The sequence below is a fragment of the Duganella sp. AC917 genome (genome assembly GCF_979258245.1).
Map to the genome: position 1 here is coordinate 1629856 of NZ_OZ409848.1, position 12847 is coordinate 1642702.

Consider the following 12847-nt stretch of genomic DNA (forward strand, 5'->3'; position numbering starts at 1 on the left):
CATGAAAGTTTATTTTGTAGGCGCCGGCCCGGGCGCGGCCGATCTGATCACAATGCGCGGCGCGCGCTTGCTGGGCAGCGTCAACATGGTGCTGTACGCCGGTTCGCTGGTGCCGACCGAGATGCTGAACCACTGCGTGCCGGGCACCGAGTTGATCGACACCGCCGAACTGGATCTGGAACAGCAGCAGGCATGCTACCTTCGCGCGCAGGCGGCGGGAACCGACGTGGTGCGGCTGCATTCGGGCGATCCGGCGATTTATGGCGCCACGGCGGAGCAGATGCGGCGGCTGGACGCGCTGGGTATCGAGTACGAGATCGTGCCGGGCGTGTCGTCGTTCACGGCGGCCGCCGCCGTGATCCAATCCGAGTTGACCAAGCCTGAAGTGTCGCAGAGCGTGATATTGACGCGCGTCTCCGGCCGCGCCTCGGCGGTGCCGGAACTGGAATCGATCGCGCGGCTGGCGGAACATCGCGCCACCATGTGCATCTTCCTCTCCGGCCCGCACCTGAAAAAGATCGTGGCCGACCTCTCATTGCACTATCCGCTCGATACGCCGGTCAGCCTGGTCTACCGCGCTACCTGGCCGCAGCAGAAAATCTACCAGGGCACCTTGGGCACGGTACTTCAGGACACCAAGCGCGGCGCCTGGAACCTGACGACCATGATGTTGATTGGCGCGGCGCTGGACAAGAACATCGCCGCCGAATCCAGCCTGTATTCGAAGGACTTCACGCATCTGTTCCGGGTGGTGAAGAAGAAGGACGCGGCGTGACAGGGACCTTGGGCATATGGCTGGTGCGTGCGGAAGGCGAGAAGCTGGCGAGTACGCTACAAGCACGCCTGGGCGGCGAGATATACCGTCCGTGGCTGCTGTCCGACACCAGCCAGAAGGCGCAATTCGCCGCCAGCTACCGGCGCCATACGCAATGGATCATGGTGGCGGCCAGCGGCATCGCGGTGCGCTTTCTGGACGGTCTTCCGGTTGACAAGCACACCGACCCGGCGGTCGTCGTGCTGGACGAGGCGGCGCGCTTCGCCGTCGCACTGCTGGCCGGTCACGAAGGCGGCGCCAACGCGCTGGCCTACCGGGTAGCACGCTCTGTTGGCGCGGTCCCCGTGGTGACGACGGCCACCGAGGCGCTCAAGCCGCTGACGGTGGGCATAGGCTGCCGCAAGGGCGTCGCTGCAGACCGCATCGAGGCGGCGGTGCTGCAAGCGTTGAAGGCGGGCGGCGACTACGGCATCGGCGACGTGCGCGAGATGGCGACCGTCGACTTGAAGGCGGAAGAACCCGGCCTGCTGGAATTTTGCGCCCGCTACGATGTTCCACTCCGCGTGTTCGCGCGGGCGGATCTGGCGGCGCGGCCGTGGGTCGGCAAGCCGTCCGACTGGGTGCGGCAAAACGTGGGACTGGACGGTGTATGCGAGCCGTGCGCCCTGGTGGCCAGCGCGCGCGGCGCGCTGCTGGTGCCGAAAACAAGCCTGGACGGCGTCGCCGTCGCAGTGGTACTGGATAAATGGATGGAAATCGTATGAGTGGTGTTTTGAATTTGGTGTCGGTGGGACCGGGCTTCGACGATTTGATCGTGCCGCGCGCCATCGCGGCTTTGCGCGATAGCGATGTCATCGTGGCCTACGAATTGTATCTGCGCTGGATCGCGCCGCATATCGAGGGCAAGGAGATCCACACGCCGCCGCTGACGCAGGAGCGCGAGCGCGCCATGCTGGCGATCGAGCACGCGCGTGCCGGCGCCAAGGTCGCCTTGATTTCCAGCGGCGATATCGGGATTTACGCGATGGCCGCGCTGGCGTTCGAGGAAATGCGCGAGGACGACACTTACGAAGTGAATGTGGTGCCGGGAATTACCTCCGCCAATGCGTGCGCGTCGTTGCTGGGCTCTCCGCTGTCGCACGATTTCGCCACGCTCAGCCTCTCCGACCTGCTTTGTCCCTGGGAGTGGATCGAGCACCGCGCCCGTCATATCGCCCAAGCGGATCTGGCCTGCGTGATGTACAACGTGCAAAGCGCCAGCCGGCAGCAGGGCGTCTACCGCGTACTGCAGCTGATGCTGGAATCGAAGGCCCCGCACACGCTGTGCGGTGTCGTCAAGAATGCCTACCGTCCGGGCCAGGAAGTGGCGATTTACCGGCTCGACGAGCTGCCGTCGCTGCAGTTCGACATGCTGACCACCATCGTGATCGGCAACCGTTTTACGATGCGCAAGCGTGGCAGCATCTTCACGCCGCGCGGCTACAACGACTGGGCGCAGCCGGAAGCGAAGGACATATCGCAGGAAACCGAGCTGCCGGAGGGCGCCGTGTGGGTATTCTCCGGCACCAGCGACGGCAATGCGCTGGCCGCGCAGTTGGCGGACGGACAAGACAGGAAAGTGGTGGTATCGGCGGCCAGCGATCATGGCGGCGACATGGCGCGCCAGGATTGTCCCGGTGTCAGCGTGTGGTCGGGCCGGCAAGGCGTGGAAGCGCGCCGCCGGGTGCTGACGCAAAAGAACGCCCGCGTGCTGCTCGATGCCACGCACCCCTACGCCAGCGGCATGTCGGAACAGCTGATTGGCTTGTCGAAGGAGCTGGGCATCCCTTATCTGCGTTATGAGCGTCCCAGCGAGTACCAGCCGCAGGACGGTGAGCTGTGCGCCTCCATGGAGCAGGCGGCCGAGCGCGCAGCGGCGCAGGGACTGCGTATTTTCCTGGCGACGGGGTCGAAGGATCTGGCGACGTTCATGCGCACTCCCGGCGCCGGCGGCAAGCAATGGTTCGTGCGTCAGACCGCCGAGCCGGAACTGATCGAACGCGCGCTGGCCCTCGGTATTCCGCGTGAACGCATCTGCGCGATGCAGGGACCGTTTTCCGCTGAATTCAACACCGCGCTGTGGCGCGACTGGGCTATCGATTGCGTGGTGACCAAGGATTCCGGTGGCGCGGGCGGCTATCAGGCCAAGGTGCGGGCGGCCAGGGCACTGGGGATTCCCTTGCTGGTGGTGGCGCGTCCCAAGCTGGAATACCCCGCGCTGGTGGCCGATGTCGCCGACGCGATCAGGGAATGCGCGGCCTTATGAAGCAGCTGATCCCCGTCACCATCGTCACCGGCTTCCTCGGCGCCGGCAAGACGACCTTGTTGCGCGGCCTGGTCCAGCGGCGGCAGACGCGCCGCCTGGCCCTGCTGATCAACGAGTTCGGCGAGATCTCGGTGGACGGCACGCTGGTGCGCGAGAGCGTCGGCGACGATGCGCAGGTCTGTATCCAGGACTTCCCCCACGGCTTGATTGCGTACGGCGACGACGTTTTGTTCGTGCCGGCCATGCGGGCGATTGCCGCGCGGCGCGCGCAAATCGACCATGTGCTGATCGAGACATCGGGCCTGGCCTTGCCCACGGCGGTGATGGAGCTGCTGCAAAGCGCGGAGCTGGCCGACGACTTTATCCTCGACGCGACCCTGGCGGTGGTCGATACGCCGCTGCTGCTGTCCGACCGTTTCGAGCATGGACCGCAAGAAGGTGAAAGCGCCGCGGCGACGATGTTCGACCAGCAGCTCGAATATGCCGACGTGGTCGTGCTGAACAAAATCGATGAGCTGGACGAGACGGCGCTGCTGCTGGCCGAGACGAGCGTGCGTCGGCGCGCGCCCAAGGTTCGCTTTCTCGAGCTGGCGTATAAGGCGCAACTCGATATTCGCCTGGCGCTCGGCCTGCGCCTGCATCAGCCGACCCGCACCGAGCATACTCACGTCTTCACACCGCTGGCGACGATGCCCGGCGCGCAGGCCGCGCCGCTGGCGGGCCAGAACCGGCTGAACGGCCATGCGCATTCCGGCCTGGGCGCGCACAGCCACGGCCTGGCCACCCACAAGCATTTTCACGAACAGGACCCCGGCTGGCTGTCGTTCGTGTTGCGCAGCGATGCGCCGCAGGATGAGGAACAACTGAAATCCGCGCTGCTCGAAGCTGCGCGCGCCGAACCTATCCTGCGCAGCAAAGGCTATATCCGCCTGCGCGACACAGACAACGCGGTGCTGGTGCAGGGAGTGCGCGCCCGCTTGACGCTGCAGACGGATGCCGCCCGCCTCGCGGCGCCGCGTTCGCAGCTGGTCTTTATCGGCTATCACATTAACCGCGTCAAGGTTGCCGCGCTGCTGACGGAGCGCACCGGTACCGCATGGCGTTGAACTCGAATTTATTATCCACTTGAAGGAGTAACGATGAAATCCAAATTGATCTTGACCTTGCTGGCGCTGACCTATGGCGGCGCCGCGCTGGCCCATCCCGGCCATTCGGAGGGCGCGATGGCTGGCCTGATGCATCCGTTGACCGGCATCGACCATATTCTGGCGATGCTGGCCGTCGGCCTGTGGGGCGCGCAGTTGGGCGGGCGTGCGCAGTGGCTGCTGCCTGCCACCTTCGTCGCATTCCTGGCCTTGGGCGGTGCGCTGGGCATCAGTGGCGCCGCGCTGCCGATGGTCGAAGCGGGCATCGTCACCTCGGTGCTGCTGCTTGGTTTGTTGATCGGCTTCGCCGTCAAGTTGAAGACCGTGCCGGCTGCATCGATCGTCGGCGTCTTCGCCGTCTTCCACGGTTTTGCGCACGGCACCGAGATGCCGGACATGAGCAACGCCTGGCTCTATGGCCTTGGCTTCGTGGCCGCCAGCGCCGCGTTGCACGCCGCCGGGCTGGGACTTGGGCGTGCGGTGCGTCGCCACAGCGGTTGGCTGCGGACCGGCGGCGGCTTCATCGCGCTCGCCGGCATGTGGCTCGGCATGGCCGCTTAATTGTTTCGATTGTGACCAAGTGGCGTAAAATATTAGCTATAAATTATTTTTTACGTGCGCTGCATCCAAAAGCAGTGGCTGCGGGTAGTGTGTGGGTGCGCTCCTCGTCATTACGGCCTGGCGGCACGTTCACTCACTTTTAAAAGAAGAGACAAACCATGCCACTGCCTTTCACCAAACTGTTGTTGGTTACCGCCGTCGCCGCCTCGCTGTCCGCCTGTGGGTTCACCGAGGATATCGACAAGGATGACGACAAACCGCCGCAAACCAGTGACACCGGCGACGTAACTGTATTGACCGCTAGCAACAAGCTGCTGTCGTTCGATCGCGCCACCCCGGCCACCATCCGCACCACCGCCACAGTCACCGGCTTGCAGGCCGGCGAAAATCTGCTTGGTATCGATTATCGTCCGGCCGACGGGCAGTTGTATGGCGTGGGCAGCACGGGCCGGATTTATACCCTGAACAGCGCGACCGGCGCCGCCACGCTCAAGTCCACGCTGGCGGCGGATAGCGCGGACACCAGCGCTCCGTTCACGGCACTTGCCGGCACCGAATTCGGCATCGATTTCAATCCGGCGGCCGACCGGTTGCGCATCGTCGGTAACACGGGCCAGAGCTTGCGCGTGAATGTCGATACCGGTGCGACCACCACCGATGGATCGATCAACGGCGGCGCGGCCAATACCGCCGTTACCGCCGCTGCCTACACCAACAGCTTTGCCGGCACCGCCAACACCACGCTGTTCGTTGTTGATGCGGTCAACCGCACCTTATATACGCAGAACCCGCCCAATAACGGCACCCTTGCCGCACCCTTGTCACTGGGCGTGGCCGCCACCAGCGTGGCCGGTTTCGACATCGATGCGCGCACCAACACCGGCTACGCCGTCATGACCGTCGGCGGCGCGCGCAATCTGTACACGATCAATTTAGGTGCGACCGCCAACGCCGCCACGCTGGTCGCCGCCATCGGCACCAGCGAGGATCTGCGCGGTGTCGCCGTTCGCACTCCGGTTGCGCCGGTCGTCTACGGACTGACTTCCGACGGCCGCATCGTTTCCTTCAAAGCGACGACGCCGAACACCCTCGACACCAACGTCGCAATCACCGGCCTGACGGGCAGCGAGCGGTTGCTGGGCTTCGATATTCGTCCCAAGGATGGCCTGCTGTATGGCCTGACCTCGACCGGCCGCATCGTCACCATCGAACCGGCGACCGGCGCCGTCACCGCCAAGGCCACACTGATCGCCGACACGGCCGACAGTTCGTCGCCGTACTCCAATCTGATCGGCACCGGCTTCGCGGTCGACTTCAATCCGGTCGCCGACCGCCTGCGGGTAATCAGCGATTCCGGTCAAAACCTGCGCATCAATGCCGATACCGGCGCCACCACGACCGATGGTCCCATCAACAGCGCCGGCGTGACGGCGGCGGCTTACACCAATAGCTACGCCGGGGCCACGTCGACCGTGCTTTACGATATCAACACCGCTGGCGGCAATCTGGTAACGCAGAATCCACCGAATGACGGCATCCTGGTCAACGTCGGCTCGCTGGGCGCCAACGCCGTGGGCGACGTCGCGATGGACATCGCAGGCGGCGCCAATGGACTGGCATTGGCTGCGTTGCGCAGTTCGTTCAACGGCGCGAGCCTGCTGTATCGACTGGACCTGGCGACCGGCGTGGCGACACCGATCAATGGCACCGGGACGATCGCTAATTCGGCGATCGGCAATGGACAGGTGGGGCTGATCGATTTGGCGATCTCGCTGAAGTAAGGCTAGCTTCTGCCGGCGATATACAGCAAGGTCTTGACGTCGTTTTCGCTCGCGATGGTCCGTCGCAGAACGTCTTGCCGATAGATCGTCTTGTCAGGATTTGGCCGGTAATACGTCATCAGTGCTATCTCTCCGAACGGAGGATAAACGGGAGCACCGGGCGCCATCCGGCCCAGGAGCGAGGACGTTCCGCCATGCCCCCAGGACCAGCGGATGCCAAACGCGCTGGTGAGGAAGGCATGGCCGATTTCGTGCGCCGCCGTCATCGCGAACATGGCGTCGGCGTCGCTTCCGTGCTGCGCTTCGTAGTAGAGGTTTCCGCGCAAAAGCGGGTACGGATTGCTGGACCTGCTGCTCATTGGACCAAGCAGTGGACTGCCGGTGTGGGCCAGGATCAGCGGAAGGCCTCTCCGGGACTGGCAGGCCGAGACGCTCACCGCATAGTCGGCGTCGTTCAATGTGATGGTGCGGCTCCAATACCGGCTTAACCCGGTGTCCACCAGTTGCGCGTAGCGGTGGAAACGATCTTCCGCGACGCGTCTGGACTGGCCGAGAACACGGGCCGCAAGCGATGGCGTACGGTACTTCATCGTCACTTCGATTTCGATGACGCGTGTTTGATGGTCGATCGACGCCGTCGCATAGCGCACCGGTTTGGCGCGGCCTGACAGCAGTTGCGCGCATTCGAGCGCGGTGACCGGGTGTGAAGGGGAAGCTGTACGGCGGATATCGCGGGTAGACTGCGCCATCGCTTGAATCTTAAAGTTGATCGGCATAGTTCGTGAAGTGTACATGGCAACAGCCCGAGGGCGGGAATACCGCCTTCAGGCCGTTGCAACATCGTACTACGCCGCCATTGGCGGCGCCGGGACCGATCAGCGAGCCGGAGGAGTCGACTCAGGCGTGGTGGTTGCCGGTGGGGTAGTTGCGTCGGTCGGCGCGGTGCCAGCGGCCGGTGGGGTGGTCGCGTCCGGCGTCGCAGCTGGCGCAGCAGGAGAAGCGCTAGGGGCCGGCGTCGGGGCGGACGTTGCTTCCGGGGTGACTGGATCGGCTTCCTGCTTTTTGCAACCAGTAACAGCTGCGGCAGTCAGGATCATTGCAAAGGCAAACTTGGCTGGTACATTCAGATGTTTCATGGTGACCTCCTTGGTGTAGTGTTGATATGTATCTTAGCTACGCTTGAGTTCGGGCGGTATAGGCGTTCTTGCGGCCTGTGTGTAGGACTAGTCTTAAATCGTGTCGTCAGAAAAAGTCTAGTTCACAGTGGATAAGCACATGCCGGTAACTCATGGTAGTCTGAAGAAAATTATTCTTTTTACCGCCCATGACCATTCCCATCAATAAGGTTCGAATTGCCGACACTTTTCTCGCCGCCGAAAGCGGTAGCGAGATGGCGCGTCTCATCGGCTCACTGGACTGGTCGCTGACCCCGCTCGGGCCGATCACCGAATGGCCGCACAGCTTGCGCACGACAGTGAGCCTGTGCCTCGCATCTAACTTTCCAATCAATATCATCTGGGGCCCCGAACACATTCAGATTTACAACGACGGCTATCGAATAGTTTGCGGTGACAAGCATCCGCTGGCGCTTGGGATGGATTACCGCGAGTGCTGGAAGTCGGCGTGGCCGGCGATCGGTCAGCCGTTCGAGAGGGCGGTGGCGGGGGAGACCTCGTTTCTTGAGAACCAACGGATGTTTTTGCAACGCAATGGCTATCTGGAAGAGACATTCTTCACGTTCTCGCTTAGTCCGATTCGCGGCAGTGACGGCGAGGTCTGTGGCCTGTTCCACCCGGTCACCGAGACCACGCGCACCATGCTCGGCGAACGGCGCACGCGTGCGCTGCGCGATCTGACGTCGAGCCTGGCGGATGCTGAATCGGCCGACGACGTTGCGCGCCTGAGCGTCGCCGCGCTGGCGAAGTTCGAGTTCGATATTCCGTTTGTGCTTCTGTACGCGTTCGACAAGGCGTTTGGCGGCTATGCGCTGGTCGGTCACCACGGCGTGGCGCCGGCGAGCGCTATCAGTCCTGCATTGTTGTCGGCCGGCTCCGGCGCATGCTGGCAGGTGGATCAACTGTCGCAGGGCCAGTCCGCGAGGGAGATCTCGGGTTTGCGCGCGCTGTTGGCCGGCGACGCCTGTGGCCCGTATGATGAGGCGCCGGATTGTGCGCTCGCCAGCCCGACACGCCAGCGCCAGGAGGGTCAGCCGCGCATGCTGATGATGTTGGGCGCTAGCGCCCGATTGCCGTGGGACGCGACGTATCGGGAATTCCAGCAGCTGCTGTTCGCGGCGATTAACGCCGCGATGGACCGAATCGCGACCCAGGAGCAGGAAAAAGCGCGGGCCGTGGCGCTGGCCGCGGCCGACCGCGCCAAGACCTTGTTCTTCGCGAATGTTAGCCATGAGTTTCGCACGCCGTTGACGTTGATGCTGGGGCCTCTAAGCGACGCGCTGGCGGAACCCATGGGCGAGACCCAACGCGAACGCCTGCAAATTGCCGACCGAAATGCTCACCGCTTGCTGCGGCTGGTCAATTCGCTGCTTGATTTCTCGCGCATCGAGGCGGGGCGCGCCCAGGCCACCTTCAGCGCCACCGATCTGACGTCGCTGACGGCCGAACTGGCGAGCCACTTCCAGTCGGCCTGCGCGCAGGCCGGGCTGGAGCTGGTCGTCGATTGCGAAGCACTGCCCGAGCCGGTGTATGTCGACCGGGCGATGTGGGAAAAGATCGTCCTCAACCTGTTGTCGAACGCGTTCAAGTTCACGCTGGAGGGCGGCATCAAAGTCACGCTCAAGAAGCGCGGCGATGGCGTCGAATTGAAGGTGGCCGACAGCGGCGTCGGTATTCCCCAATCCGATGCGGCGCTGGTGTTCGACCGCTTCCACCGGGTCGAGGGGCAGCGAGGCCGCTCGATGGAGGGCAGCGGCATCGGCTTGTCGCTGGTCAAGGAGATGGTCGCGCTGCACGGCGGCGCGGTGCGCGTGCGCAGTACAGACGGCAAAGGCTCCGTCTTCAGCGTACGGTTCAAATTCGGCGTCGCGCACCTGCCGCCGGACCAGATCGTCGAGCAGCCGGCGCAGGCCGGGCGCTGGGCCGGCGCCGCCAATTATCTGGAGGAGGCGGTAGGCTGGCTCGATCGAAGCGGCGCGGCGCCGGAAACGGCGCTAGCGCCGGCGACAGCGGGCGCCATCAGCGCACGCATTCTGCTGGCCGACGATAACGCCGACATGCGCGCCTACGTCCAGCGTATTCTGGAGAAGAACGGCCACCAGGTCACTTTGGTCAAGAACGGCCGCGAGGCGCTCGAAGCCATCGCCGCCGGGCAACTGCCCGATCTGGTATTGACCGATGTGATGATGCCCGATATCGATGGCTTCACGCTACTGAAGACGCTACGCGACGGCGAGGCCACGCGCGACCTGGTCGTCATTCTGCTGTCGGCGCGCGCCGGCGCCGAGGCGCGCGTGGAAGGCCTGGCCGCCGGCGCGGACGATTATATGGTCAAGCCCTTCGACGCGCGGGAGCTGGTCGCGCGCATCGACGGCGCGATCAATTTGTCGCACCAGCGGCGCACGTCGGCCGCGCGCGAGGCGGCGCTGCAGGCGGAGATGAGGGCTGAGGAGCGCGTGCGCGAACTGGCCGCGCGGCTGCAGTTCACGCTGAACGCAGCGCAAATCGGCGACTGGGATTTGAACCTGCTGGACGACACCTCGCAGCGTTCGCTGCGCCACGATCAGTGCTTCGGTTATACCGAACCGCTGGCCCGCTGGGGCATGGCCGATTTTATCGCGCACGTGCACCCTGATGACCGCACCGGCGTCAGGGCCACGGTCGACGCGGCGATCGCCACGCACACCGGCTGGGACATCGAGTGCCGCGTGGTCTGGCCCGATGGCAGCGTTCACTGGATCGCGGTACACGGCAGCTTTTATCATGTGGACCAGGTGCCCACGCGGGCAGTCGGCGTGATCCTCGACATCACGGCCCATAAACAGGCGGAGGAGGAATTGCGCGAGGCGGGCCGGCGCAAGGATGAATTCCTGGCCATGCTGGCGCACGAATTGCGAAATCCGCTGGCGCCGATCAGTGCCGCCGCACAGATGATCGGCATGGCCAGGCTCTCGGACGAGCGACTCCAGCACACCAGCGGCGTGATCGCCCGCCAGGTCAGTCATATGACTGCGCTAATCGATGATCTGCTGGACGTGTCGCGGGTTACGCGCGGGCTGGTCGACATCGAGCGCACGCCGCAGGATGTGCGCAACGTCGTATTCCACGCGATCGAACAGGTGCGGCCTCTGATCGAAAGCAAGCGTCACCGGCTGGTGACCGATCTGGCGCCGGATGTCGGGTCGGTGATGGGCGATCAGAAACGGCTGGTGCAAATCCTCAGCAACCTGTTGAACAATTCGGCCAAGTACACACCCGACGGCGGCCGCATCACCGTGCGCACCGAGCTGGTTGGCGATGACGTCGAACTGGTGGTTGAGGACAACGGCGCCGGTATCGCGCCGGCATTGCAACCGGCCGTGTTCGAGCTGTTCTCGCAGGCCGAGCGCACGCCGGACCGAACGCAGGGCGGGCTTGGTTTGGGACTGGCGCTGGTCAAGAACCTGGTGGAGCTGCACGGGGGGACGGTGAGCTGTTACAGCGCCGGCGTTGGAATGGGGAGCCGCTTCACGGTCACGCTGCCGCGCACCAGCGCCCGTGGCGAGGCGGCCGAACCGTTGAAGGTCCGACCGAGCGCGGGGAAAGAGGGCGGCTTGAAGATCATGGTGGTGGACGACAATGTCGATGCGGCGGAGATGCTGGAGATTATGCTCGACGCGGTAGGCCACCAGGTGATCGCGGAGCACAACGCGACCAATGCCATCCTTCGCGCGCACGAGAGCGGGGAACTCGACGTCGCCATCCTCGATATCGGATTGCCGGATCTGGATGGCTATGAACTGGCTAGGAGGCTGCGGGCCGACAGCCGCAGCGCCGGCATGGTGCTGGTGGCGCTGACCGGATATGGGCAGGCGTCGGATCGCGCCAAGGGAATCGCGGCGGGATTCGACCATTATCTGGTGAAGCCGGTGGCGCCGTCCACATTGATCAACTTGATGAGTGAAATAGCCTAGGGCGGCCTGGCGCACGCGATCCGCATGCGCGCGCCGCCGACAGCTTCACCTCGCGTTGCGCTTGACGATCCTGGCCGGGGGCCGCATGCGCGGCGCGGCGTCCGACTGGCGCCGTATCAAGGCGTAGTCCATCAGCGCATGTTCCGGCGCCTGCGGCATGCCGTTATGACGGGCGCGGACCTGCTGCACCAAGGACCTCAGCGCCGCTTCCGCCATGCCGGTGATGGGCTGGCGAACGGTGGTCAGCTCGGGCCAGATGGTCGTCGCCAGCGCGGTGTCGTCGAAACCGGCGACGGTCAGGTCGCCCGGCACGTCGAGTCCCAGCCGGTGGGCGATCGCCACCACGGCGGCGGCCATGTCGTCGTTGCTGGCGAAGATGGCGGTCGGGCGCGGCTCCTGGGACAGCAGGATCTCGGCCGCATCCAGGCCCGAACGATAGGTGAACATGCCCGGCACGATCAGGTCCGCGTCCGCGTGCGCGTGGTGTTCGGCGACGGCGGCCTTGAAGCCGGCCAGCCGGCGCGCGCTCGCGCTCTGGTTCGGATGTCCGGCCACAAAGCCGATTCGCTGGTGTCCCAGCGCGATCAAATGACAGGCCATCGCATGGGCCGCCGCATAGTCGTCGATGCTTACGCCGCTGATGCGCAGGTCCGGCTGGCCGCAGGCGACCGTCACGGCCGGGGTGCCGGCGTCGGTGATCAAATCGATCAGCTGTTTCGAGTCGCACAGCGGCGGCGGCAGGATGATGCCGTCGACGCCATTGGCGATCAGGCGGCGCGCCTGGTCGACGCCGTGTTCGTCGGCCTCGCACTTTTCCACCACCAGCTGGACGTTGTTCGGGCCGGCCTGATTGAGCAGACCGACCAGAAATTCGCTCAAATAGCCCGCGCTTGGATTACTGTACAAGAAGCCGATGCGGATCGAGCGCGAACCGGCGAGGCGGCGCGCAGCCTGATTGGGCACGTAGCTCAGGGCGGTGACGGCGTCGGCCACGCGGTTGCGGGTCTTCTCGCTCACTTTGGCGTCGCCGTTCATCACGCGCGAGACGGTCATCGGCGACACGCCGGCCAGCTTGGCGACATCGGTCATCGTCGGTGCCTGGGCCGGCGGATCTTGGGGGCCTTGCTCTCTACTTGTCATCTTCACTCCAGG

Annotated in this window: 9 protein-coding genes; 7 read left to right on the forward strand and 2 right to left on the reverse strand. The window is 64.5% G+C overall.

The window, feature by feature from the left end; genetic code table 11:
• Position 1 precedes the first annotated feature (1 nt).
• From cobM to ACZ0BA_RS07265, 6 genes are all read left to right on the forward strand, one after another.
• The gene (gene cobM, locus ACZ0BA_RS07240) at positions 2-775 is read left to right on the forward strand and encodes a precorrin-4 C(11)-methyltransferase (RefSeq protein WP_463450646.1); all 774 of its coding nucleotides are present in this window, start codon (positions 2-4) and stop codon (positions 773-775) included.
• Complete coding sequence (locus tag ACZ0BA_RS07245; protein WP_463450647.1) at positions 772-1539, forward strand: cobalamin biosynthesis protein; 768 nt, start codon at positions 772-774, stop codon at positions 1537-1539. Before cobM ends, ACZ0BA_RS07245 begins: the two co-directional genes overlap by 4 nt.
• Positions 1536-3080 (forward strand): precorrin-3B C(17)-methyltransferase, encoded by a 1545-nt coding sequence (cobJ, locus tag ACZ0BA_RS07250; protein WP_463450648.1) that lies wholly within the window; start codon positions 1536-1538, stop codon positions 3078-3080. The genes ACZ0BA_RS07245 and cobJ overlap by 4 nt, the downstream gene beginning before the upstream one ends.
• A complete protein-coding gene (locus ACZ0BA_RS07255; RefSeq protein WP_463450649.1) occupies positions 3077-4186 on the forward strand; it encodes a CobW family GTP-binding protein in 1110 nt (369 codons plus the stop codon). The genes cobJ and ACZ0BA_RS07255 overlap by 4 nt, the downstream gene beginning before the upstream one ends.
• A 33-nt stretch (positions 4187-4219) precedes the next feature.
• Positions 4220-4786, forward strand: a complete 567-nt coding sequence (locus ACZ0BA_RS07260) for a HupE/UreJ family protein (RefSeq protein WP_463450650.1) — start codon at positions 4220-4222, stop codon at positions 4784-4786.
• Positions 4787-4944: 158 nt separating this feature from the next.
• Positions 4945-6567 carry a DUF4394 domain-containing protein gene (locus tag ACZ0BA_RS07265; protein ID WP_463450651.1) on the forward strand — a complete coding sequence of 541 codons (1623 nt, stop codon included), beginning with the start codon at positions 4945-4947 and terminating at the stop codon, positions 6565-6567.
• A gap of 2 nt (positions 6568-6569) precedes the next feature.
• On the opposite strand, the gene ACZ0BA_RS07270 is transcribed toward ACZ0BA_RS07265, so the two are convergent.
• The gene (locus ACZ0BA_RS07270; protein ID WP_463450652.1) at positions 6570-7343 is read right to left on the reverse strand and encodes a hypothetical protein; all 774 of its coding nucleotides are present in this window, start codon (positions 7341-7343) and stop codon (positions 6570-6572) included.
• Between the two features lie 818 nt (positions 7344-8161).
• Between ACZ0BA_RS07270 and ACZ0BA_RS07275 the strand changes: the two genes are divergently transcribed.
• Positions 8162-11695: an ATP-binding protein gene (locus tag ACZ0BA_RS07275; RefSeq protein ID WP_463450653.1), complete on the forward strand. Its 3534-nt coding sequence runs from the start codon at positions 8162-8164 to the stop codon at positions 11693-11695.
• A 45-nt stretch (positions 11696-11740) separates the two neighbouring features.
• On the opposite strand, the gene ACZ0BA_RS07280 is transcribed toward ACZ0BA_RS07275, so the two are convergent.
• Positions 11741-12835 carry a LacI family DNA-binding transcriptional regulator gene (locus ACZ0BA_RS07280; protein ID WP_463450654.1) on the reverse strand — a complete coding sequence of 365 codons (1095 nt, stop codon included), beginning with the start codon at positions 12833-12835 and terminating at the stop codon, positions 11741-11743.
• Positions 12836-12847: the final 12 nt, after the last annotated feature.